The sequence below is a fragment of the Paenibacillus shenyangensis genome, from assembly GCF_000346635.1.
Classification (GTDB): Bacteria; Bacillota; Bacilli; order Paenibacillales; family Paenibacillaceae; genus Saccharibacillus; species Saccharibacillus dauci.
In genome coordinates, this window is sequence record NZ_AOIG01000024.1 from 61837 (window position 1) to 86740 (window position 24904).

Annotated in this window: 20 protein-coding genes; 17 read left to right on the plus strand and 3 right to left on the minus strand. The window is 47.6% G+C overall.

Annotated elements, in window-relative coordinates; translation table 11 throughout:
• The first annotated feature begins 103 nt into the window (after positions 1 to 103).
• The 10 genes from coaBC to rpe all read left to right on the plus strand — a co-directional run bounded on the left by coaBC (position 104) and on the right by rpe (position 12956).
• Positions 104 to 1333: a bifunctional phosphopantothenoylcysteine decarboxylase/phosphopantothenate--cysteine ligase CoaBC gene (coaBC, locus tag H065_RS0119105; RefSeq protein WP_017814690.1), complete on the plus strand. Its 1230-nt coding sequence runs from the start codon at positions 104 to 106 to the stop codon at positions 1331 to 1333.
• Positions 1330 to 3882 carry a primosomal protein N' gene (gene priA, locus H065_RS0119110; RefSeq protein ID WP_017814691.1) on the plus strand — a complete coding sequence of 851 codons (2553 nt, stop codon included), beginning with the start codon at positions 1330 to 1332 and terminating at the stop codon, positions 3880 to 3882. Before coaBC ends, priA begins: the two co-directional genes overlap by 4 nt.
• A 254-nt stretch (positions 3883 to 4136) precedes the next feature.
• Positions 4137 to 4616, plus strand: a complete 480-nt coding sequence (gene def / locus H065_RS0119115; RefSeq protein WP_017814692.1) for a peptide deformylase — start codon at positions 4137 to 4139, stop codon at positions 4614 to 4616.
• Positions 4617 to 4640: 24 nt separating this feature from the next.
• On the plus strand, positions 4641 to 5576 hold the full coding sequence (gene fmt, locus H065_RS0119120; protein WP_036630397.1) for a methionyl-tRNA formyltransferase: 936 nt from the start codon (positions 4641 to 4643) through the stop codon (positions 5574 to 5576).
• Positions 5577 to 5710: 134 nt separating this feature from the next.
• Positions 5711 to 7060, plus strand: coding sequence for a 16S rRNA (cytosine(967)-C(5))-methyltransferase RsmB (gene rsmB, locus H065_RS0119125; RefSeq protein WP_026136340.1), 1350 nt, complete (start codon positions 5711 to 5713; stop codon positions 7058 to 7060).
• A gap of 220 nt (positions 7061 to 7280) precedes the next feature.
• A complete protein-coding gene (gene rlmN / locus H065_RS0119130; RefSeq protein ID WP_017814695.1) occupies positions 7281 to 8327 on the plus strand; it encodes a dual-specificity RNA methyltransferase RlmN in 1047 nt (348 codons plus the stop codon).
• A gap of 6 nt (positions 8328 to 8333) precedes the next feature.
• Positions 8334 to 9107, plus strand: a complete 774-nt coding sequence (locus H065_RS0119135) for a Stp1/IreP family PP2C-type Ser/Thr phosphatase (protein ID WP_017814696.1) — start codon at positions 8334 to 8336, stop codon at positions 9105 to 9107.
• Complete coding sequence (pknB, locus tag H065_RS0119140) at positions 9104 to 11320, plus strand: Stk1 family PASTA domain-containing Ser/Thr kinase (RefSeq protein ID WP_017814697.1); 2217 nt, start codon at positions 9104 to 9106, stop codon at positions 11318 to 11320. The genes H065_RS0119135 and pknB overlap by 4 nt, the downstream gene beginning before the upstream one ends.
• Before the next feature lie 47 nt (positions 11321 to 11367).
• Positions 11368 to 12291 carry a ribosome small subunit-dependent GTPase A gene (gene rsgA / locus H065_RS0119145; RefSeq protein WP_017814698.1) on the plus strand — a complete coding sequence of 308 codons (924 nt, stop codon included), beginning with the start codon at positions 11368 to 11370 and terminating at the stop codon, positions 12289 to 12291.
• A 2-nt stretch (positions 12292 to 12293) separates the two neighbouring features.
• Positions 12294 to 12956, plus strand: a complete 663-nt coding sequence (gene rpe / locus H065_RS0119150; RefSeq protein ID WP_017814699.1) for a ribulose-phosphate 3-epimerase — start codon at positions 12294 to 12296, stop codon at positions 12954 to 12956.
• Positions 12957 to 13239: 283 nt separating this feature from the next.
• Here rpe and rpmB read toward each other — a convergent pair whose 3' ends face one another.
• A complete protein-coding gene (gene rpmB, locus H065_RS0119155) occupies positions 13240 to 13428 on the minus strand; it encodes a 50S ribosomal protein L28 (protein ID WP_017814700.1) in 189 nt (62 codons plus the stop codon).
• Between the two features lie 459 nt (positions 13429 to 13887).
• Between rpmB and H065_RS0119160 the strand changes: the two genes are divergently transcribed.
• The 3 genes from H065_RS0119160 to recG all read left to right on the plus strand — a co-directional run bounded on the left by H065_RS0119160 (position 13888) and on the right by recG (position 18724).
• Entirely contained in the window at positions 13888 to 15696 is a 1809-nt protein-coding gene (locus H065_RS0119160; RefSeq protein WP_017814701.1) for a DAK2 domain-containing protein, read from the plus strand.
• Positions 15697 to 15798: 102 nt separating this feature from the next.
• Positions 15799 to 16659 carry a DegV family protein gene (locus H065_RS0119165; protein ID WP_017814702.1) on the plus strand — a complete coding sequence of 287 codons (861 nt, stop codon included), beginning with the start codon at positions 15799 to 15801 and terminating at the stop codon, positions 16657 to 16659.
• A 13-nt stretch (positions 16660 to 16672) separates the two neighbouring features.
• Positions 16673 to 18724: an ATP-dependent DNA helicase RecG gene (gene recG, locus H065_RS0119170; protein WP_026136341.1), complete on the plus strand. Its 2052-nt coding sequence runs from the start codon at positions 16673 to 16675 to the stop codon at positions 18722 to 18724.
• Positions 18725 to 19090: 366 nt separating this feature from the next.
• Here the strand turns inward: recG and H065_RS0119175 are convergent, their stop codons facing one another.
• Both H065_RS0119175 and H065_RS28345 read right to left on the minus strand, forming a co-directional pair.
• Complete coding sequence (locus H065_RS0119175) at positions 19091 to 19411, minus strand: hypothetical protein (RefSeq protein WP_017814704.1); 321 nt, start codon at positions 19409 to 19411, stop codon at positions 19091 to 19093.
• Positions 19411 to 19551: a hypothetical protein gene (locus H065_RS28345; protein ID WP_017814705.1), complete on the minus strand. Its 141-nt coding sequence runs from the start codon at positions 19549 to 19551 to the stop codon at positions 19411 to 19413. The genes H065_RS0119175 and H065_RS28345 overlap by 1 nt, the downstream gene beginning before the upstream one ends.
• 304 nt (positions 19552 to 19855) lie before the next feature.
• Between H065_RS28345 and H065_RS0119185 the strand changes: the two genes are divergently transcribed.
• The 4 genes from H065_RS0119185 (at position 19856) to H065_RS0119200 (ending at position 24830) form a co-directional block, all read left to right on the plus strand.
• Complete coding sequence (locus H065_RS0119185) at positions 19856 to 21547, plus strand: sensor histidine kinase (RefSeq protein ID WP_017814706.1); 1692 nt, start codon at positions 19856 to 19858, stop codon at positions 21545 to 21547.
• Positions 21544 to 22401: a LytR/AlgR family response regulator transcription factor gene (locus tag H065_RS0119190; RefSeq protein WP_017814707.1), complete on the plus strand. Its 858-nt coding sequence runs from the start codon at positions 21544 to 21546 to the stop codon at positions 22399 to 22401. The genes H065_RS0119185 and H065_RS0119190 overlap by 4 nt, the downstream gene beginning before the upstream one ends.
• Before the next feature lie 207 nt (positions 22402 to 22608).
• The gene (locus tag H065_RS0119195; RefSeq protein WP_152425936.1) at positions 22609 to 23946 is read left to right on the plus strand and encodes an L-lactate MFS transporter; all 1338 of its coding nucleotides are present in this window, start codon (positions 22609 to 22611) and stop codon (positions 23944 to 23946) included.
• A gap of 278 nt (positions 23947 to 24224) precedes the next feature.
• Positions 24225 to 24830 carry a HEAT repeat domain-containing protein gene (locus tag H065_RS0119200; protein WP_017814709.1) on the plus strand — a complete coding sequence of 202 codons (606 nt, stop codon included), beginning with the start codon at positions 24225 to 24227 and terminating at the stop codon, positions 24828 to 24830.
• Positions 24831 to 24904 lie beyond the last annotated feature (74 nt).

The following is a 24904-nucleotide window of genomic DNA, read 5'->3' on the forward strand; positions in this document are numbered from 1 at the left end:
TATTATATATTTTAACGATATCAGTTATAGGAAAATGAAAGAAACGGACTCTTGTATGACTTTCTTTATTTCCAATTATTCTATAGGAAAGCAGGGGAAATAGATGCTACGAGGTAAAAAGATCGTACTCGGTATTACCGGCGGTATTGCAGCCTACAAAGCGGCTGCGCTGTGTAGTGGCCTGGTGAAGCAGGGAGCAGATGTGCATGTCATCATGACGGAATCGGCATCCAAATTTATTACAGAGCTGACGCTGCAGACACTTTCCCGTAATCCGGTTCATATTGATACATTTGACGAGCGCAATCCGGAAGTCGTTACTCATATCCATCTGGCGGATCTGGCAGATCTGGTACTGATCGCGCCGGCGACAGCTAATACGATTTCCAAAATGACGCTCGGTCTGGCAGACGATATGCTCTCTTCCATGCTATTAGCGACTACTGCACCGATTATGGTCGCACCCGCAATGAATGTGCATATGTACCAGCATCCCGCGATCATCCAGAACATGAATACACTCGTGAATCGTGGTGTACTGATGATTGAGCCAGGGGAAGGCATGCTCGCTTGTGGCTATGTAGGCAAAGGGCGTCTGGAAGAACCGGAGACTATTATTCGTGTAGTGAACGATTTCTTTGCTGCCCAGCAGCAGCGCGAAGAGATGCGACATCTGCTGGCCGGACGCAAAGTAACGGTAACCGCAGGAGGTACCATAGAACGTATTGATCCTGTCCGTTATATCACCAATGATTCTTCAGGCAAAATGGGGATAGCAGTTGCTCGTGCCGCCCACGCGATGGGAGCTGAAGTATGTCTGATCGCTGGTTCCATACAGGTGCCGCTTCCCGAAGGAATCGATACGGTACAGGTGCAATCAGCACAGGATATGTATGAAGCAGTACTCGGAGAATGGAATCATACGGACATCATGGTTCAGACCGCTGCTGTTGCCGATTATCGTCCCAAGACCGTTCATGCTACCAAAATGAAGAAAAAAGATGAAGATTTGGTACTTGAACTGGAAAAAACCGTCGATATTCTGGAAAGTCTCGGTCAGCGCAAACAACAACAGTTCCTGATCGGTTTTGCCGCAGAAACCAATAATGTTGCCGAATATGCAATGGACAAAGTAAAGCGCAAAAACTGCGATCTGCTAGTAGCCAACGATGTCACCAAAGCTGGAGCAGGTTTTGGTACCGATACAAATAAAGTACAGATCTATGATGCCCGAGGACTGGTAGAAGATCTGCCGCTGATGAGCAAAGATGATGTGGCATTTCAATTATTGCAGATTGCTGCAAGCCGGCTGAACGGGGTGTCTGCTTCATGAGCAGGATTGCCCAGGTCATTGTCGATGTACCTAGCCGGGGCACAGATCGACCCTTTGACTATCTGATTCCCGAATCCATGAAAGGATGGCTGGAAATCGGCAGTCGGGTGGGGGTTCCTTTTGGTCCGCGGACACTGCAAGGATTTGTAGTGGGGCTGAGTATGGAATCAGACACTCCTCCGGTCAAGCTCAAGCCGATCAAGGAACTGCTCGATCTGACGCCTCCTTTGTCCGAGGATCTGGTTGAATTATCGGAATGGATGAGTGCTCGGTATGCATGCCACCGGATTACGGCACTTCAAGTGATGCTGCCTGCAGCGCTCAAAGGCAAGGCGGAACGCTATATTCGTGTAACCGACCGTTCGGAATGGGGAGAACGCGGATCTGATTTGCAGCGTGATCCGGATGAGCCGGTCTTGTTTGAAAGTATGGATGAGCTGACGGATACGGAAGCGCAGATTGTAGCCCATATCCAAAAGCAGCAGGAAGTACGGATGGAGCATCTGACCCGCAAATTTGCCAGTCATGCCGATGTGATCAAGCAGCTGCTGCAGCGAGGTGTCTTATCCGAGAGCCGCAGTATTCGTGACAAAGTGCAGAAAAAAACCATCCGAGCCGTGGCGCTGCATTTGCCAGAGGATGAGATTCGTACCATTATTGAAGAATTCCCGGCCAAAGCACGGCGCCAAAAAGAAGTACTTACATTTATTGCAGATACCGGCGGCGAGATTCCGCTCAAGGATATTATGAGTGTACTCGGTGTAACGGCAGGAACCGTCAAATCACTCGCGGATAAAGGGTATATTGTAATTCGCGATATGGAAGTGTTCCGTGATCCTTACAAAAATCATAGTTTTGCTCCGAGTCAGCCGTTTGTACTGACCGATGAACAACAGATGGTCTACAATGCGATCGTACAGCGTCTGGATACACGTACTGAAGGCGAATTTCTCGTTCACGGGATTACAGGAAGCGGCAAGACCGAAGTGTATTTACAATCGATTCAGCGCGTTATCGAGCAGAATCGGCAGGCTATTATGCTGGTGCCGGAGATTGCACTGACTCCCCAGATGGTAGAACGTTTCAAAAGCCGTTTTGGTGATCATGTAGCCGCTATGCACAGCCGTCTATCCAGTGGAGAACGTTATGACGAATGGCGCAAAATCCGCGAGGGCCAGGCACTTGTAGCGATTGGCGCGCGATCGGCCATTTTTGCTCCTTTTGCCAACCTGGGTCTGATTATTATGGACGAGGAGCATGAGACCTCTTACAAGCAGGAAGAGAGTCCTAAGTATCATGCACGTGACGTAGCAGTACGTCGTGCTCATCAGCATGGAGCAGTGGTCATTCTCGGCTCGGCGACGCCGTCACTGGAAAGTTACCATGCAGCCCGTTCCCAGAGCAGCGACGAATTCAATCCAGCACTGCTGGAAATTCACGGACGTGCACTTGGAAGTGATCTGCCGGAAGTGCATATCGTCGATATGCGAGAAGAACTCAAGGAAGGCAATCGCTCCATGTTCAGCCGTCCGCTGCATCAAGCGATCGAAGACCGTTTGGAGAAAAAGCAGCAGATTGTGCTGCTGCTGAACCGGCGGGGTCACTCGACCTTTGTGATGTGCCGTACCTGCGGCTATGTAGCGGAATGTCCGAACTGCGATATTTCACTGACATTCCATCAGCGTTCCAACAATCTGCGCTGTCATTACTGCGGACATGCGCAGCCGGCGCCCGAGATCTGTCCAGAGTGTGGCAGTGAGCACATACGCTACTTTGGTACAGGCACCCAGCGGGTTGAGGAAGAACTTGCCAAGCTGTTTCCGGGCATACGCGTTGTACGTATGGATGTGGATACGACGACGCAAAAAGGTTCGCACGAAAAGCTGCTGAACCAGTTTCGCGATAAACAGGCCGATCTGCTGCTGGGTACACAGATGGTCGCCAAAGGACTGGATTTCCCTGATGTGACGCTGGTTGGTGTTATCGCTGCGGATTCCGCACTGCATTTACCGGATTTCCGTGCAGCCGAGAAAACGTTCCAGCTGCTGACCCAGGTAGCAGGGCGGGCAGGACGACACCATTTGCCAGGTGAAGTTATCGTACAGACGTACAATCCGGATCATTATTCGGTTGTGCATGCCAGTCATCATGATTATGCTTCTTTTGTACGCGAGGAACTCAAGCATCGTCAGGTGCTCAGCTATCCTCCATACTGCCGATTGGCACTCATTACCTTTTCCCATGAAAAGCTGCCGCTGCTCGTGCGCATTGCCGAGAATTATGTGCAGATGGTCAAGGATCAGTCGCATAAGCTTGGCTGGCTCGGTAGTCTGGAGCGTTTCTCAACAGAAGCGCTCGATGTACTCGGACCCGTCGCTTCCCCGATTCCAAGACTGAAAAATAGATACAGATTCCAATGTATGATAAAATGGCGTGGAGATATGGACGTGGCCCGGCTGGCAGAGCAATTATCTGAACAGCTCCAGGACAGCGTACGTGATAAAGATCTTCAGATCAGCATCGACGTAGACCCGCAGGTATTGATGTAATCATCCGTGAAATAATGATCCGGGATATACATTTCCAGTATCATAATGGATCGCGGCCAAGGGGTATAACGGATATGGGATAGCTAGAGTAGAAGGGCAGCAGCTGTTGAAGTGCTGCCCTGTACTCTGCGCACAAACAGAAATACCTGTCAGACAGAGAATGACAGTATGCACTGCATCTATGTGCGATTGAAATCTGTAATGCACAGCAATAAACACTTGTAATGTAGAACAAATAAAGGATGGGATACCCGATGGCAATTCGTATTATTGTAAAAGAACCCGATGAAGTATTGCATAAAAAAGCAAAAGAAGTTACCAAAATCACACCTAATGTACAAAAACTGCTGACCGATATGGCAGACACAATGTATGATGCAGATGGCGTAGGTCTGGCTGCACCACAGGTCGGGATACTAAAACGCGCTATCGTCGTGGACGTAGGAGATGAACACGGTCTGATCGAATTGATCAATCCGGAGATTGTAGACAGCAGCGGAGAACAGCTCGGTTCGGAAGGCTGTCTGAGCATCCCGGCACTGAACGGTGAAGTTCGCCGTGCGATGGAAGTGACCGTCAAAGGCCTGGATCGTAACGGGAAAGAAATCACTATTACCGGAAGCGAACTGCTCGCACGTGCGCTTCAGCATGAGATTGATCATTTGAACGGTGTACTATTTACCGATATTGCCGAGCGTGTCTATGACCGCAGACTGGATGAGGAAGGAGAATAAGCTTTGACTGTTAAAATTGCATTTATGGGAACACCTGATTTTGCCGTGGCCAGCTTGAATGTACTACTGGAAGAAGGAATGAATGTGGTCTGTGTAGTCACGCAGCCGGATCGTCCACAGGGACGCAAAAAAGTATTGACACCTACTCCAGTCAAAGCAGCAGCTATGGAGCATGGACTGCCTGTATTGCAGCCACAGCGTATGCGCAGTCCTGAAGCGGTAGCCGAGCTGGCTGCCTATGAACCGGACCTGATCGTAACAGCTGCCTATGGACAGATTTTGCCAAAAGCGGTACTTGATCTGCCTCGTCTGGGTTGTGTAAATATTCATGGCTCGCTGCTGCCCAAATACCGTGGTGGAGCACCTATTCAGCGCTCTATCATTAATGGCGAGACCGTAACCGGTATTACACTGATGTATATGGCAGAAGGACTGGATACCGGAGATATGATTTCCCGTCTGGAAGTTCCAATTACAGATGAAGATACCTCAGGTACATTATTTGCCAAAATGAGTGAGGCTGGAGCCGTACTGCTGCGTCAGGAGCTGCCGCGTCTACTGCAAGGACCGCTTGAGGCGGAGCCGCAGGATGATGAGCAGGCGACGTACGCGCCCAATCTGACACGTGATGACGAGAAGATCAACTGGTCGAAAGACAGCCGGTCCATTTACAACCAGATTCGTGGACTGGTGCCTTTTGCCGGTGGATTCACAATCTGGAATGATGAAGTATTCAAAGTATGGAAAACCCTTCAGCCTGATCCAGCGGCTGCGTTACCTGCGGGAGTGACTGATGCTGCACCGGGTACTGTCATAGATATGGGAACTGAAGGTATTACCGTCCGTACGGGGGATGGCGTTATTACACTAACCGAAGTACAGCCAGCCGGTAAAAAAGCACTGCGTGCGGCAGACTATGTACGCGGTACATCCCTGACCAAAGGTACGGTGTTCCAGTGAGCGACGACAAGAAAAAAAGAAGCAACGGACAAGAGCGTTCCGCTGGCAGTCAATCAGCTCGTCCAAAGCATAATGTTCAGCATCAACGCAGTGGCGGTGGAGCGAGTCGCAAGCTGTCCGCCCGTGATGTGGCGCTGAATGTACTGACCGACGTAGAGGTGGAGGGTTCCTACAGTAACCTTAAGCTGAATCAGGCATTGATCCAGGCAGATCTGGAACGTTCGGATGCAGGTCTTGCTACAGAACTCGTTTACGGCACCGTAGCTCATCTCAATACAATTGATTATTTTCTTGACCAGCTGGTTGCCAAAGGTACCCAAAAGCTGCAGCCATGGGTACGCAACTTGCTGCGTATGAGCTTTTACCAGATTTATTACCTGGATCGCATTCCGTCTCACGCAGCGGTGAACGAAGCCGTCAATATTGCCAAACGTCGTGGACATCAGGGTGTATCAGGCATGGTAAATGGCGTGCTGCGTAATGTGCTTCGTCAGTTGGATGAACTATCGATTCCGGACGGTCTGCCAACCGCACAGCGTATATCGCTGCAGTACTCTCATCCCCAGTGGATGGTAAAACGTTGGATCAAGCAGTATGGCGCAGAGACGACCGAGCAGATCTGCATGTCCAACAATGAACCGCCTGCGGTCAGCGTACGGGTCAATACGTTCCGGATTTCCCGGGATGAGATGATGCGGACGATGAATGAAGCCGGTTATTATGCTCAGCCTTCGGCAGTAGCACCGGATGGTATTCTGGTAGGTGGCAGTGGCAATATGGCACTGACAGATTGGTATCGCGAAGGTCTGATCTCCATTCAGGATGAAAGTTCCATGCTGGTCGCGGAAGCGGTACAGCCGCAGCCGGGTATGAAAGTGCTGGACTGCTGTGCAGCTCCGGGCGGCAAGACAGCTCATATAGCTGAGAAAATGAATGATCAGGGACAAATTACTGCCAATGATATTCATGATCACAAGCGCAAGCTGATCGATGATCAGGCACAGCGCCTGCATCTGAATATGATCGAGACAGCGATCGGGGATGCACTCACACTGACCGACCGTTATCCGGCAGCTTCCTTTGACCGGATTCTGCTGGATGCACCATGCTCGGGGCTTGGCGTTATCCGTCGCAAACCGGATCTGAAATGGAATAAATCTCCGCAGGATATCCAGGAGATTTCCGAGCTTCAGCAGCAGCTGATCCGCCAGGTATCTACCCTGCTCAAGCCGGGTGGTATTCTGGTCTATAGCACCTGTACAATCGAGTATAGCGAGAATGAATATGTAGTACGCAGTTTCCTGGAAGAGAATCCTTCATTTGAAGCAGCAGACACACCACTGGCACCTTTACAGGAAGCAGCTGCCAAACAGCGCGGCTCGTCAGGCAAAAAAAGTAACGAATCCAGTATCGGTCTGCAAATATTGCCGCAGGATTATCATTCGGACGGATTTTATATTGCGGCTTTGCGCAGAATGAGTTAGTATAGGGTCTTAGCACAACTACGGATACACAATAACGGCCTACAGCGGGTACGTCAGGCAATGCTTTCGCTTTAAAATAGCAGAAGCTGGCGGGCACCTCTTTAGGCTTTCTTTTTTTTGTGCTAAAATAGTAAAGATGCAAACCCGATGTAACCTGTATTGTAAATGTACAAAAATGACTTACAAAAATAAGAGATGAAGAATAGGTGTGATAAATTCAATGAAACCCTTTATATATGATTATTCACTGGAAGATCTCCAGGCATGGGTGCAAGAAAATAGCGAGCCTGCTTTCCGGGCAGGACAAATTTTTGACTGGCTGTATGTGAAGCGTGTATCTTCTTTTGAGGAAATGACGAACCTTTCCAAAGGACTGCGCGCCAAGCTGAACGACCAGTTTTCTTTTGTGACACTGAGCGAAATCACCAAGCTGCAATCCAAGGATGGCACGGTGAAATTCCTGTTTGGTCTGCATGATGATCATGCGATTGAGACAGTTATTATGCGTCACAACTATGGTAACAGTATCTGTGTAACGACACAGGTAGGCTGCCGCATCGGTTGCACATTCTGTGCGTCGACACTGGGCGGTCTGAAGCGTAACCTGACAGCAGGCGAGATTGTAGCTCAGGTCGTTCAGGCACAGAAAATCCTGGATGAGACCAATGAGCGTGTCAGCAGTATCGTAATCATGGGTTCGGGTGAGCCTTTCGAGAACTACGAAGCAACCATGAAATTCCTGCGCATCATGATTCACGAAAAAGGTCTGAATATCGGCCAGCGTCATATCACTGTATCTACAAGTGGTATCGTACCGAATATCTATAAATTTGCAGACGAAGAAACCCAGATCAATCTGGCGATCTCCATTCATGCACCAAATGACAAGCTGCGTTCCAAGCTGATGCCGGTTAACCGTCGCTTCCCGTTTGATGATGTAATGAAATCCCTGCATTATTATATGGAAAAAACAGGACGTCGTATTACATTTGAATATGCACTGATCGGCGGCGTGAATGACCGTCCGGAGCATGCCGAAGAATTGGCAAATGTTCTTAAGGATATGATGTGTCACGTCAACCTGATCCCTGTCAACTATGTACCTGAACGTAACTATGTGCGTACACCACGCAAAGATATTTTTGAATTCCAGCGTATTCTGGCGGATAAAGGTGTTAATGTAACGATCCGTCGCGAACAGGGTCATGATATCGCTGCGGCCTGCGGACAGTTGCGGGCGAAGCACATGGAATCGACAGCGAGGTGATCAGAGTTGATTAGAGCAGCGCAGCTGAGTGATAAGGGACGCGTTCGACAGGTGAATGAGGATTCGGTGTGGATCGGTAGTATACAGGAAGAATATATACTTGGTATTGTGGCAGACGGAATGGGCGGCCATCGGGCAGGCGATACAGCCAGCGAGCTGGCCGTCCAGACTGTAGTAAGCGATCTGCAGGGGCTGGAGGCCGGATTATCGACCGAAGCCTGCCGTGCAGCGCTTCATGACGCGATTTTGCATGCCAATGACATTGTTTTTCATATGGCAAAGACGAACAGCGATTACTACAACATGGGAACGACGATCGTAGCGGCACTTCTGCGAGGCAATCAAGGCATTATCGGACATATTGGAGACAGCCGTGCCTATCTGGTCGGAGAGGACGAACTGCGTTTGTTAACGCAGGATCATAGCCTCGTCAATGAGCTGCTCAAGACCGGACAGATCAGTCAGGAAGAAGCTGCTGCCCATCCGCGCCGTAATGTACTGACACGTGCGCTGGGAACAGATTCCGAAGTGAGTGTAGAGCTGGATGATATTCAATTATCCTCGGGAGAAGTGCTGCTGCTCTGCAGCGATGGATTGACCAATATGGTTACCGGTGATCAGATCGAGACCGTTGCACTGGCAGGTATTCCACTGGAAGACCGTGCCAAGCATCTGGTTGCTCTTGCACTGGAAGCCGGTGGCGAAGATAATATCACGGTTGCCTTGTTCGAGGTCAATGACTCTGCACCCAGGTCGGATACAAAGGGGTGGACATCGTGATAGGACGTATTCTGGGCGGCCGTTATGAAGTATTGGAAGAAATCGGCGGCGGCGGCATGGCACTCGTTTATCGTGCCAAGGACGTACTGCTAAACCGCCATGTAGCGATCAAGGTACTGCGTCAGCAATTTGTATATGATGAAGAATTTATTCGCAGATTTCGCCGTGAAGCTCAATCAGCGGCATCATTGTCCCATCCGAATGTTGTCAGTATTTATGATGTAGGACAAGAAGATGATATTCATTACATCGTTATGGAATATGTAAATGGCCAGAATCTGAACGAAATTATCAAAGAACGTGCTCCTTTGCCTGTTGAGGAAGCGGTACGAGTTGCAACGCAAATCTGTGATGCACTGGAACATGCGCATCATAATCAGATTATTCACCGCGATATCAAGCCGCATAATATACTGATCGGTCGTAATGGACGAGTAAAAGTAACGGACTTTGGTATTGCCCGTGCAGTTACATCGACGACCATTACCCAGACAGGCTCTGTTATCGGTTCTGTACATTATTTTTCTCCCGAACATGCCAAAGGGGTAACAACTGGAGAAAAATCCGATCTTTATTCGCTCGGGATTGTGCTTTATCAGATGCTGACCGGCAGATTGCCTTTCCAGGGGGAGAGCCCTATCAGTGTTGCGCTGAAGCATCTGCAGGATGAGTTCGAAGATCCAAGACTCATTAACCCGCTGATTCCGCAGAGCGTAGAGAATATTATACTTAAATCAATGCGTAAAAATCCGGCGGAACGATATCATTCTGCCCATGATATGCTAACGGATCTGGATACCTGTTTGCTGCCGGAGCGCAGCACGGAATCCAGAGTCTACTTTGCGAGTAATGATGATGACGAGCAGACCAAGGTCGTATCGGCGATTCGCCCTAATTCAATCCCGGTCGGTCTGCCGGATGATGAGGTGCGAAGCATGGAGAGAGACCGAGGCAAAAGTAAAGCTACAGCAGCTTCCAAACAGAACAACCGTAAAAAAACGATAATCATTGTCTCTTCGGTACTGGCTGTATTGCTGATCATGTTCTTAATTGTATTCTATGTAAATCAGACGCTGAACAAGGATGAAGTTACGGTACCGAGTGTTACGAATATGACGGAACTGCAGGCCAAAGTGGAACTAGAAAAATACGGATTGAAGCCTGCAGATGATGTCCACCGAGAATACCAGGAAGGTATTGCACCTGGAACGGTATATGAACAAGATCCACAGCCGAATGCAACGGTCAAAAAAGGAGCTGAGGTCAAACTCAGTGTCGCTATGGCCAAAGAACTTAAAAAAATGCCTGATTTTACAAATTCGACCTATGATGATGCCCGCAAAGAATTGATCGAAATGGGCTTCAAGGATGATCAGATTGCCAGACAGGACCAAAATAACGACAGTGTAGAAGCAGGCAAGGTATTTGACCAGAAACCTGGAGCGAACGAAGATGTAGATCCGGAATCCCAACCGGTCACATTAATCGTAAGCAAAGGCGTATCTACTACCTCGGTACCGTCTGTAGCAGGGATCAGCCAGTCGGATGCCCAATCCAAAATTTCCTCTGCCGGTCTGAAAGTAGGCAATGTACAGCAGGAAGCAAGCTATACAGTGGATAAAGGTAAAGTAACTCGCCAGAATCCACAATCTGGTGGTTCGGTGACCAAAGGAAGTGCAGTGGATATATGGGTAAGCACCGGCTATCCGCCGGAAGCGCTGAACTACACATATACCGTATCTGTACCGCCAGCTACAGCAGGCAAGACCAGCAAGATTAATATTGTCTATACAGATGCCCGTGGTGCCGATCGCGACTGGGGAACCAAAACGATTGATTCCCGCAAATCGCTGCAAGTCAATATGGTGCTGGATCCTAACCAAAATGGTGTCGTTAAAGTCTACCGTGATGGTCAGTTCCTGGATACTTTTGCAATTGGGTACAATGAAGCCAAGCAGGGAACACTGTCCGAAGGTGTAGTAGAGCCTGAAAATACCGGAGAAGTGACACCGCCACCGGAGACAACAACTCCTCCAGCCGAAGAGACCACTCCTCCAGAAGATGAAGGGACAGTTGATCCTGTTCCTGGTGAAGGAAACGGTAATGGCAACGGAAATGGAAATGGTCTCGGTAATGGTAATGGACAAGGGAATGGTCAGGGTAACGGCAATGGAAATACCGATGATACGGGCAGTGATACCAGTACGCCCTAATCGTAGATCATGACTCAACATGCAAGATCAATGAGAGGACGGATTACATGCCAGAAGGCTTAATCGTCAAAGCACTAAGCGGATATTATTATGTAAAACCCGAGCAGACAGATGAAGCGATCCCTGCAGATCAACCGGATACGATACAATGCCGCGGCCGCGGCATCTTCAAAAAAAGAGGGGAATCCCCACTGGTTGGCGATCAGGTTATCTTTTCATTCACTGAGAATGGTGAAGGTATGGTAGATGAAATACTGCCACGGAGGACGGAATTGATCCGTCCTCCTGTGGCTAATATTCGTCAGGCTGTACTGCTTTTTTCCGTAAAAGAACCCGATCTGAGCCTGATTCTGCTGGACAAATTCCTGGTACATATCGAGCATGCGGGTCTGGAACCATTGATCTGTTTTACCAAAATGGATTTGCTGCGTGAAGAAGATACAGCGATGCGTCAGGCTGTAGAGCAGGCCAGACAGCTGTATGAAGATATTGGCTATCAGGTTATTCTTACCAGTGCCGAGCAGGATCTGGGTACCGATCAGATTCGGCAAGAGCTGAATAACAAGATCAGCATGTTTGCCGGACAGTCAGGTGTGGGTAAATCTTCCTTGCTGAACAAAGTCATTCCCGGCAGCGATCTGAACACCAGTGAAATCAGTATGCGTCTCGGTCGTGGTAAGCATACGACACGTCATGTGGAACTGATCGAACTGGAAGGTGGCGGCTATGTAGCAGATACGCCGGGCTTCAGTCAATTGAACTTTACACAACTGGGCGTTGAGGATCTGGGCTCATGCTTCCGTGAATTCAATCGCTATTCGAGCGACTGCAAGTTCCGTGGATGTACCCATCTACACGAGCCGGGCTGCAAAGTTCTGGATGCTCTGGAGAATGGAGAAATTGCCAATAGCAGATACAAGCACTATGAGCAATTTTATCAGGAAATGAAAGACGAGAAACGGAGGTATTAATCATGCATAAAGTGAAAATAGCACCTTCTATTCTGTCAGCTGATTTTGGTAAACTGCTGGCAGAAGTAGCTGATGTAGAGCGCGGTGGAGCCGATTGGGTGCATATTGATGTGATGGATGGTCATTTCGTTCCGAATATTACATTTGGAGCACCGGTGATGCAGTCGATCTCGTCACATACCGGTCTGTTCAAAGATGTTCATCTGATGATCGAAAATCCGGAACGTTATATCGAAGATTTTGTGAAAGCAGGTGCACAGATGATCACCGTTCATGCAGAAGCATGTATTCATCTGCACCGTGTGATTCATCTTATCAAGGAACATGGTATCAAAGCAGGGGTGGCGATTAATCCGGCTACACCGGCAGCGGCGATCCGTGAAGTACTGGAAGATGTAGATCTGGTTCTCGTTATGACAGTGAACCCAGGGTTTGGCGGACAGGCTTTCATTCCGCGTACCGTGAACAAAATCCGCGAGATTCGCGAGTGGGCCAATGCTATGGGTCATACTGCTTTGCATATCGAGGTAGACGGTGGTATTACTGCCTCTACAGCCAAGCAGGTTGTAGAAGCAGGTGCAGACGTACTCGTAGCAGGCAGCGCAGTATTCAATACGCCTGATCGTGCCAAAGCTATTCAGAGTATTCGCGATAGTCTGCACTAAAAAGATCTTCAATCTTGCTGTTCAGGATATGAAGGATTTGAAGAGTAGATGCCTTATTTTAGCCAATATTCGTGCATCCATTATGATCCTGTAAAGATGCATAAGTATAAATAAAACGCGCCAATCCCTTAAATGGATTGGCGCGTTTTGTTTGAGACTATTTGTTTGTTGTTTTATCGATTTGATGATCAATCTATCCGTTATCAAAAACTAAATAGAACTATCGGAAGATAGCAAAAAAGCATCTCTACTCAATAGAGATGCTTTCTTCATGAACATATCATTATACGCGGGTAACTTTACCGGATTTCAAAGCGCGAGTACTTACGTATACGCGTTTTGGTTTACCGTCTACGAGGATGCGAACTTTTTGAACGTTCACGCCCCAAGTACGGCGGTTACGGTTGTTAGCGTGGGATACGTTGTTACCGCTGCCAGCTGTTTTACCAGTTACATAACATTTACGAGCCATAGTTACACCTCCTATTTCCGAAAAAGTGCATGAAAACAACACTCATAACATATTATCACAATCAAGAAAGCGACGTCAACACTTCTAAATACTTTATTTATTTCTGTAAAGGGTTATAGTACAATATAAGGTAGTTCAATATGTATTTTTTTTGCATGATTGGCAGGTATCATTCTGCCGACTGACAGGGTGGATTATCCATGCTGCAGAGGTCCGCATGCAGCTGAACAACCTCCACTACACAAAGCTTTGCCCGTTATTGGTACTTGGTACAAGTACGTGGTTCTAAATTATTTGAAACGGGCAGAGAACAGAAAGCGTATAAGTAACCCATATATGCTTTTTTACAATACAAATAAGATCATAGGTACACCTGAAAACGAAAACTCAACAATGCGTTCTGTTCAAATATCATCCCGGACAGAGCTGGTATGGATACATGAGGAAGGGGAATTATCATTGAGTAAGCGTTCTTTAAATGGAACTGATTTTACCGCTATGGTATTGGCGGGAGCGGAGCGTCTGCATCAGCATGCAGAGCACGTCAATTCCCTGAATGTATTTCCTGTGCCGGATGGCGATACAGGAACTAATATGAATCTGACTATGACTGCAGGAGTAAACGAGTTAAAACGCGGCACTTCTCCATTGATCGGTCAGACAGCTACCGTGCTGTCCAAAGGACTGCTTATGGGAGCGCGAGGCAATTCCGGCGTTATTTTATCCCAGTTGTTCCGTGGCTTCAGCCGTGCAGCTGCATCGCGTGATGAGCTAAATGCCGCACAATTTGCGGCTGCGCTGCAAAACGGTGTAGAGACAGCCTACAAGGCTGTAGTCAAACCAGTGGAAGGAACGATTCTGACTGTTGCCAAGGAAGCAGCCAAGCACGCTACCTATTATGCGCGTCGAACTACCGATATTACAGAACTGATGGGCGAAGTACTTCGCCGTGCCCAGGAGACGCTGGCACAGACGCAGGAAATGCTGCCTGTACTGAAACAGGTAGGCGTAGTCGATTCCGGCGGACAGGGGCTTGTATATATTTATGAAGGGTTCTATGCCTATCTGCAGAATGGAACCACAGCTACAAGTACAGAGCAGGCTTTTGCAGCCGTTCATACAGGCCAGGCTATGCAGCCGGGCATGACAGGTACATCCAATCCAGCATCCGCTTCTGTAGTAGCCCAGAACCCTGCATTTGATACACCGATGCCGGCTCAGGCACGCCTGGAAACCGAAGATATCGAATTCCTTTATGATATGGAGTTTTTCATTAATCGTCAGCTGGGACCGAACCGTAATGTTCGCTTTGAAGAAGAGAAGTTCCGTCAAGCGCTGGCTGTAAATGGTGACTCTATTATCGTGATTGCCGATGATGAGGTCATCAAGGTACACGTCCATTCCAAAGCGCCGGGAGAAGTGCTGAATCTAGCACTGCAGTATGGCGAGATTACGCAAATCCATATTCTGAATATGCGTGAACAACATCGTGATCTGCTGTCTGCCGGACTGGATATTGCGCCTCCGCCGGATCTGTTTGCCGAGATTCCACAAGAACCGCTCGATCCGCAGACAGCCGCTGTTCCTCCTGCCGAAGAAGTAGCCGCTTACGGGCTGATTGCAGTATCGTCAGGCGACGGCATTTCGGAGATTTTCCGTAGCCTTGGTGTAGATGCGATCCTGGCAGGTGGCCAGACAATGAATCCAAGTACTGAAGACTTCGTCAAAGCGGTAGAGAATCTGTCTGCACGTCATATCTTTATTTTGCCGAATAACTCGAATATCGTACTGGCTGCACAGCAGGCACGTGATCTGCTGGAAGGAAGCCGCCAGATTACGGTTATTCCAAGTAAAAGTATTCCACAGGGTATCGCCTCCGCTTTTGCTTTCCAGGAAGACGAGAGTGTGGAAATGAACGAGAGTAATATGACCGAAGCACTCGATCATGTGAAATCGGGTCAGGTGACTGTAGCGGTACGTGATACGACCATGGAGAATATCGATATCAAGGAAGGCCATTATATCGGAATTCATAATTCCAAGATTGTGGCTACTGCCCCATCCCTGCTGCAGACTTGTCAGGAACTGCTGTCTTCCATGATTGAGGATGGTCAGGAAGTGGTAACCGTGCTGGTGGGTAATGAAGCGAATGATGCCGATACAACGGCTCTGGCGAGCTGGATCAGCGAGACTTATCCGGATGCCGAAGTGGAGATTCATGAAGGCGATCAGCCGGTATATCATTATCTGTTCTCCGTGGAATCCTGAATATAAAAAGTAGGATGCAAGGAATACTGTGAAATGCCTCATGCAGCTGCATCAAGCATTTCACAGCAGTTGTGTTATTTTGGAGAGAAGGAGGGATAAGCTATGACACATACCATTATTGTGACAGAGAGCACGGCAGATATTCCTGCAGAGCTGATTGCAAAGTATGATATACGCATTATCCCGTTACGATTGTTTTTTGGAGAGCAGTCTTATGCGGATGGAGTCGATATAACCTCCGCTGAATTTTATAGTAAATTGTCTGCTTCAGCACAGCTGCCTACGACATCCCAGCCTTCACCGGTGGATTATACGGCGATGTACGAGAAGCTCACAGCCGAGCATCCAGGCAGTCCGATCGTATCTATTCATCTGTCATCAGGCCTTAGTGGGACGTATCAGTCGGCGACGATTGGACGTTCGATGCTGGACGATCATAGCCATATTACCGTGATTGATTCCAAATCGGCTTCTTATGGGTATGGACTGGCTGTTGTGCATGCAGCAAGACTGGCCGAGCAGGGTAAAAGTGTTGCAGAGATTGAAGCGGGTGTAGCGCATATACTTAGCAGACGTGAGCTTTACTTTATGGTGGATGATCTGGAATATCTGCGCAAAGGCGGCCGGATCGGCAGAGCCTCGGCGGTGCTGGGGACGCTGCTCAACGTCAAGCCGATTCTCTCTATCGACGAGAATGGCGTGATCTATCCGGTCGAAAAGGTACGTGGACAGAAAAAAGCTATGACGCGTATTGTCGAGATGATGCGTCAAAATCTGAATGTACGTAAAATCAATCTGGCTCTTGGACATACGGCGAACCGGGAATCGTGTGAACCCTTGCTGCAGATGATCAGAGAGCATTATGAGATTGGCGAACTGGTCTTTTCTGAAGTAGGACCTGTTATTGGTACACATGCAGGACCGGGCACAATCGCCATGTTCGCATGGCCGGATGAGGAATAGATGAGGGATGATGATGAATATCAATCTGGATCAGATTGGCGTTCGGCAGGTCAGTGGCGTGAGTGCTTCCAAAGAAGGGGAGCTTCACGCCTTTGGCATCTCTACCGTACTTGATCTGCTGGAATATTTTCCATTCCGGTATGAAGATTATCGCCTTCGTGCGCTTCAGGAGGTCAAGGACGGCGATAAAATCACGGTCGAAGGCAAGATTGTCGGCCTGCCGATATTACAGCGCTATGGCAAAAAATCACGTTTGACCTGTAAAGTTATGGTGGATGACTGGATGGTAACAGCGACCTGGTTCAATCGCCATTTTCTCAAAGACCAGCTTACTTCCGGCAGGGTCATTATTCTGACCGGCAAATGGGATCAACGCCGATCGACCATGACCATTACGGATTCGGAATTTCCGGACAAAGGAACCCAGCGCAGCGGCAGTCTGCAGCCGGTCTATTCGATCGGTGGCAAGATTACGCAGACCTGGATTCGTAAAATGATCGGTCAGGCGCTGGATCAATATGGAGAAATGATTCCCGAAGTGCTGCCTCAAGAGCTGATCCGGCAGTATAAGCTGATGCCGCGCAAACAGGCGATTCGTCAGCTGCATCAGCCTGTCGATGCAGGCGAGGGCAAGCAGGCACGTAGACGGATGGTATATGAGGAGTTATTTTTGTTCCAGCTCAAGCTGCAGGCTTATCGCAGCATGAACCGCAAGCGGTCGACAGGTATTGTGCATACGACCGATAATGCGACGATACGCGAGTTTGTACGCAGTCTTCCCTTTGAATTGACCGATGCACAGAAGCAGGTAGAGCTTGAAATTCTCAAGGATATGCGTTCTCCCCATAGTATGAATCGACTGCTGCAAGGGGATGTGGGTTCAGGCAAAACGGTTATTGCAGCGATTGCTTTGTTTGCTACGGTTCGTTCGGGTCATCAGGGCGCACTCATGGTGCCAACCGAGATTCTGGCAGAGCAGCATGTACGCTCGCTGAAGCGCATGTTTGAGCCATTTGATATTACCGTAGAAATGCTGACCAGCAGTGTGAGCGGTCGCAAGCGCAAGGATCTGATCGCTTCCCTGCAAATGGGAATGACCGATATTATTGTCGGTACCCATGCGCTGATTCAGGAAGATGTCTTTTTCCGCAGTCTTGGACTGGTAGTTACAGATGAGCAGCATCGCTTCGGTGTTAATCAGCGCAGTGTACTGCGGCGTAAGGGATTTGATCCGGATGTGCTGACGATGACGGCTACGCCGATTCCGCGGACACTGGCGATTACCGCTTTTGGCGATATGGATGTATCCACGATTTCCGAGCGTCCCAAAGGACGCAAACCAATTTCCACTTACTGGGTCAAGCATAATATGATGGATCGGGTGATGGGTTTTATTTCCAAAGAAATCGATCAGGGACGCCAGGCTTATCTGATCTGTCCACTGATTGAAGAATCCGATAAGCTGGATGTGCAAAATGCAATTGATCTATTTGTACAGATGGATCAGGCTTTTCCGGGTTATCAGGTGGGGCTGCTGCATGGACGGATGAATGCCGCCGAAAAGGAAGAGACCATGCGTGCCTTTTACAGCAATGAGATGCAGCTGCTCGTCTCTACAACCGTCGTTGAAGTCGGTGTTGACGTGCCAAACGCGACGCTGATGATTATCATGGATGCAGACCGGTTTGGACTGTCCCAGCTGCATCAGCTGCGTGGGCGTGTGGGTCGGGGAGAACATGAATCTTTCTGTATTCTGATAGCCGATCCCAAGTCAGAGATTGGTCAGGAACGGATGCGAGCGATGACCGAGACGGATGACGGATTTGAAGTATCGCGGCGAGATCTGGAGCTGCGCGGACCTGGAGAATTTTTCGGAACGAAGCAGAGCGGTCTGCCGGAGTTCAAGATTGCGGATATGGTCAGCGACTTTGAAGTTCTGGAAATTGCTCGTAACGATGCAGCCAGGTTGGTCAGCAATGAGTTTTTCTGGACTTCTCCGGAATATGAACCACTGCGGGAGTTTTTGAACAGACAGCAGGTATTCCAGGGCGAACTGATCGACTGATTGTATGAAAGTATCCATTGTATCTAAACAATAGATAGTTTCTAAAACGAAGCTTATATCTCAATTAATATCATCATGTACTGAAATAATGAAAAGGTTGTATTCTCTAATCCATTAACAGCTATAACAGCTGAATGGCAAAAAGAATACAACCTTTTATTATGTGATACAACGTATATAAACCGGATAAAAGTATAGATCCCTAAAACGGTTATGGGATACATCAGGCTAGAGTGTATAAGAAAATCAAATCCTGAACAGGATTGTGTCCTAACTGATCTTCTTCGTACTGGTCAATTATAAAAAACTTATCAAGCAGAGCAGTTATCGGTTAACATGTCCAAGCCATCATTGAATACGCCAATCCTAATACATATCAACCAATCGTTCAATCTGCTGTCTGGCCAGCTGTAAATGGTCTTCGTACTGCCGCTGTGTAATTTGCCCGGAAGCCTGCGCTTCCTTAAGGGTCATACTTATGTGTTCGAGCAGCTGTTCGCTGAATTGTGCGGCAGTGAAGCCCTGATGCTCTGCAATATGCTGAATGCTGTCTCCATCTTGTAAATACTGTCTTAACTCCAGAGAAGTGAGTCCAAGCAGACTGGCTGCTCCATCAATAATATAGGATAGAATAAGTTCAGAATCCAGATCTGTATATGAACTTTTACTATTATGCTGGCTATCCATTAGCCGATCTCCATATAATTGGCCTGATGCTGATGCTGATGCTGATGCTGATGCTGATGCTGATGCTGATGCTGTATGTGAATCAGAATAGGAATGATTGTGTACCAATGATAGTCTGCTGTAATCCGGCATAAAGTCATGTGATAGTAATGTCCGGTTAGGACCTGTCTTGAATCCGGATGCAGCAGATAGCGATGTGTGGCATACTGTGCTGCCTATGGAAATGGCCAGCGCCATTGAACTAGTGGTAAGGATATGTTTCATCTCCATGATGCTTCCTGCCCCTCTGCTGTTAAGAATACTGTCTACATTGTACCCTTGCTGCATGAACAATCGGTTAAGACAAACTTAAATTCGGATGAAATTGACGCAAAATGCATGCTTTTTGCAAACCTGTCACACACCAGCTGGAGACATCGTTTATACTATAGATTATGATTTTTAATGACGAAGCTGGAGGCATGGGCATTGAGCGGACACTATACAGGTATTATCTTATTACAATTATTCGAACGGGCAGCCCTGCTGCTGATCTGTTTATTTTTACTCAGCAAGCTGCCGCATTTCCGGCAGATTTTCCAAAAGGAAGTGCTGGATACCAAGGATCGTATTATTTTATCAGTTATTTTTAGTGGTTTTGCAATTTTGGGAACCTACACGGGTATTAATGTGGAGGGTTCTCTTGTTAACGTGCGGATTATAGCGGTCGTCTCGGGCGGTATTCTGTTTGGTTGGCCAGTAGGATTGATTACAGGCGTCGTATCGGGACTGCACCGGTATCTGATTGATATTGACGGCGTGACCTCGGTTCCTTGTCTAATCACCAGTATCATCGCTGGTATTCTGTCTGGATACATTCACAGCCGGATCAGCCGCAAGCGCCGCTGGATCGTCGGGATTATCGCCGGGATGACCTGTGAGGCACTGACAATGCTACTTATTCTGCTGATGAATCCGGTAGAAATCGGGCGCGAGATCGTATCCATTATTGCTCTGCCGATGATTCTGGGCGAAGTGAGTGTAGGGTTGATTGTTTTATTTGTACAGGGTGTAGAAGGGGAGCGGGAGAATATCGCTGCCAGACAGGCGAAGCTTGCGCTTGATATTGCCAATAAGACTCTGCCCTATTTTCGATCGATCAACAGCGATTCGCTGCGCAAAATATGCACGATTATTCGCGGAGATATACAGGCGGATGCGGTTGCGATTACTGACACACGCTTTATCCTGGCTTATGTAGGGATCGGGGAAGAGCGGTATAATATTGGCAACGAAATTATCACGGATGCGACCAAGCAGGCAATTTCCAGCGGGGAAATTGTCATTATTAATGATGATACCGAGGGTAAGGTGCCGAATATTCAATCTCTGATTATTATTCCGCTCAAGGAAAAAGGTATTGTAACCGGCGCACTCAAGATCTATTACAGCAAAGCCTACAAAATCACTTATTCCCTGCAGACACTGGCTGTTGGTCTATCTCAGATCATTTCCACCCTGATGGAAGTGTCACGGATTGAGCAGATGAAGGAAATGGCAAATAAAGCCGAAATCAAAGCGCTGCAGACGAGTATCAATCCGCATTTTCTGTTTAATGCACTGAACGCTATTGCTTCCTCGATCCGCATCGATCCCGATAATGCGCGGGAGATGATTATTAATCTGTCCGGTTATCTGCGTCATAGCCTGGAATGGAGCGATCAGCTGATCGATATCAACAAGGAACTCGGTCAGGTTGTAAATTATGTGGAGATTGAAAAGGCTCGATTTGGCAGCAAGTTGACAGTCATTTATGATATTGACGAAGAAGTAGAAGTGAAGATTCCCAGTCTGATTATTCAGCCGCTGGTGGAGAATGCAATTGTACATGGAATTCTCAAGGGTAGAGGATCAGGCACCGTTACCCTGTCAGTCAAAGACCGCGGAGAACAGGTAGAGATTATCGTGGAAGATACCGGTACTGGTATAGAGGATGAAATTATCCAGAAAGTATATACCAGTCAGATGCCGGAAAATCGAATCGGTCTATCCAATGTGCATCAGCGGGTAAAGCTGATCTATGGAGAGGGACTGCATATCCAGCGGCTCGACAAAGGTACCCGCATCCAATTCAAGATCAAAAAGGAGCGTTTATGAAAGCAATCGTAGTGGAAGACGAATTCCTGGCTCGCCAGGAGCTGGAATACTATATCAAAACCTACAGTAGTATTGAGATTGCAGGCAGCTTTGACGATGGTCTCGATGTGCTGAAATATGTACAAAATCATGAGGTCGATGCCATATTCCTCGATATTAATATTCCGTCTCTTGATGGCGTACTGCTCGCCCATAATATCAGCAAATTCTCGCGCAAACCTTATATTATTTTTATTACCGCGTACAAGGAACATGCGGCCGAAGCATTTGAGATCGAAGCATTCGACTATATTCTAAAACCCTATAGCGAATCACGGATTACGTCCATGCTGCGCAAGCTGGAAAATACGTATGAGCGCGATCAGCAGCGCACAGACGGTATCTCCAGTCCGAATGCACAACGCCCTTCTGCAGGCTCCCAGCAGCCGGACAATACAAGTTCACCAGCTCATCCTGTAGGCAGCAGCCAGGCTTTTGTACATCATCAGGTCGATCATTCGGCAGCTCATACCGCTCATGCCCTGCAGGGCAAGATCAGCCTCTGGAAAAATGATAAGATCCAGGTAATCCCTGTCGATGATGTGTATTATGCATCAGCGAGCGAGAAGGTGACCCATGTTTATACCCGGCGGGATGAATACACGGTCAACGCCAGTATCAGCGAGTTCCAGACTACATTACCGGAGGAGTATTTTTTTCGATGTCACCGTTCATATATCGTTAATATCAGCAAAATCCGTGAAATTGTTCCATGGTTTAACAACACTTATTTACTGCGCTTACATGATATGGAATACGAAGTTCCGGTCAGTCGCAGCAAGGCCAAAGAGTTCCGGCAGATCATGAATATATAAAGGCATTTCATTCCGTAAATACCGCATTTCATTCCGTATTCGTTATCGGCTCATTATTGTAGGGGTATACTTGGGGTGTAGAGAATTCTCGATAAACGGACTGCTTCATTAGTAAACCAGGCAGCCTGCACAGGTTGAGTACCTTACATCCTGTATACACACTATACTTCGCGGTAATTACGGAAAGGAACATCCACTATGAGCCAAATGGTAACGCACACTCAAGCTTCGATGTCACAAACCAATTCTTCCGGCAAGCCCGCCAATCGCTGGCTAATCGCGCTTGGAACCATTATCGTACAAATGGGACTTGGAACCATTTATACATGGAGCCTGTTCAATCAGCCGCTCGTTGACAAATTTGGCTGGGAACTCAGCTCGGTCGCTATTACATTCTCGATTACCAGCTTCGCTCTGGCATTTGCCACGTTGTTCTCGGGTAAATTGCAGGAAAAATGGGGAATCCGCCGCCTGATTGGAACATCAGGTATTATACTCGGTCTGGGTCTGATGCTCAGCTCACAGGTATCTTCCTTGTCACTGCTGTATTTGCTGGCTGGGGTAGTTGTCGGCTTTGCGGATGGTACTGCCTATATGACTTCACTCTCGAATCTGATCAAATGGTTCCCTGAACGCAAGGGACTGATCTCGGGTATCTCGGTCGGTGCTTATGGTACAGGCAGTCTGATTTTTAAATATATTAATGGCTCGTTAATCGGTTCAGCCGGTGTGTCTATGGCATTTCTATATTGGGGTATTATTGTACTGCTCATGATTGTGATCGGTTCTCGCCTGATTCGTGAAGCAGTAGTAATCGACACCGTTCCAGTTGCTAGCACAGAACAAGTGAAAAATAGTACAAAAAAATATCAAACCAGATCTACATCCACACCAATGGTTGTCAGTCATAATTATTCAGTCAAAGAAATGCTGAAAACCAAAGAAGCCTACTTATTATTTATTATGTTCTTTACCGCTTGTATGAGTGGACTGTACCTGATCGGTATTGTCAAAGATATTGGTGTACAACTGGCAGGACTGGATTTGTCTACAGCAGCCAATGCCGTTGCCATGATCGCAATCTTCAATACAGTCGGTCGTATTATTCTGGGTGCGCTGTCGGATAAGGTGGGCCGGATCAAGGTTATCTGTAGTACCTTTATCGTGACAGCTGCTGCAGTGGCCGTACTGAGCTTTGTACCACTGACGTATGGCGTCTTCTTTGCTTCTGTTGCAGCTATTGCCTTTTGCTTCGGCGGTAATATTACGGTATTCCCTACAATCGTCAGTGATTTCTTCGGCCTGAAAAATCACGGCAAAAACTATGGTGTGATTTATCAGGGCTTTGGGATTGGCGCGCTATCGGGTTCCTTTGTGGCAGCCTGGATGGGTGGATTTAAACCAACCTTTATCGTGATCGGTATTATGTGTATTATTTCTTTCCTGATTGCCGTATTGATCAAACCGCCGGTTGCACCGCAAACCACACGGGAAGAAGCTTCCAAAGAAGCGAAATGGGCTACCAAACCCCATACTGCAGGCTAATGGTATTTCTTTACCATTTGGCTTAACGTCAGCTGGATACGATATGTATAAGTATTCAATAGTATCAATGATCAGATCAAATAACCTGCGATTCCGAACGCTGACATTACTTCGGAACCGCAGGTTGTTTGGTTTAATTGTATAAATATAAAAGAAATCAACATAAATAATATGGAAATTAACTTACAAAATTTAGAAAAATGATTCTTAAAGCACGGAATATAGTAATATTGAATATAACCATCTCTATCCCAACCCCCAAAGGAGGAGTGAGACGTATGTCGCAGATTCGATTGTGTACCCGGCCACAGGTTATTTATATGAATCTATTGGAAGCGTTATCCAGAGAGAGTCGCCTATCCATGTTAAAAGCACAGCATGAGTCAGTAGAACGAAGAGATCTGACTGCAGAAGCGGGATATTATACATTTGTAATGGATGATCATTCGACACTGGTGTATGTGATTATTGATCAGTCCACCAGTATTCCGTATTTGCTGTTATCGGGTCCTTCTGCTGAAGAGGCTGCGCGTCTGCTATACGAGACAGGAATGGTAGGTTCGGCAGACGAAGTTATTCAGTGGTGTCTTCAGGCAGATACGACAGAAGACAAAATGGATGCCATCTGTCGATTGGGGATTGCTTCCTATTTTCTGCCACGTCACGATATTGTCGAGATTTTCACACGGTATATGCAGGATACGGATGTGCGAGTCAGACAATCCGCCGTATTTGCAACCAGTTTTGTCGGCTGGCAGGACTTCGAACCCATTCTGCTGCGTACAGCCGAGAGAGACCCTGACGAGCGGGTATCGATGATCGCAGAGAGTGCAATTCGCATTATGCGGGAGAGCGATTGGAAAGCAGAGAAAACGACAAGATAGACAGTCCCTATATTGGTTATGCTAAATATCTGATTGAGATTGCAAGTAAGAACGTATTTATGCTGTATTTGTAG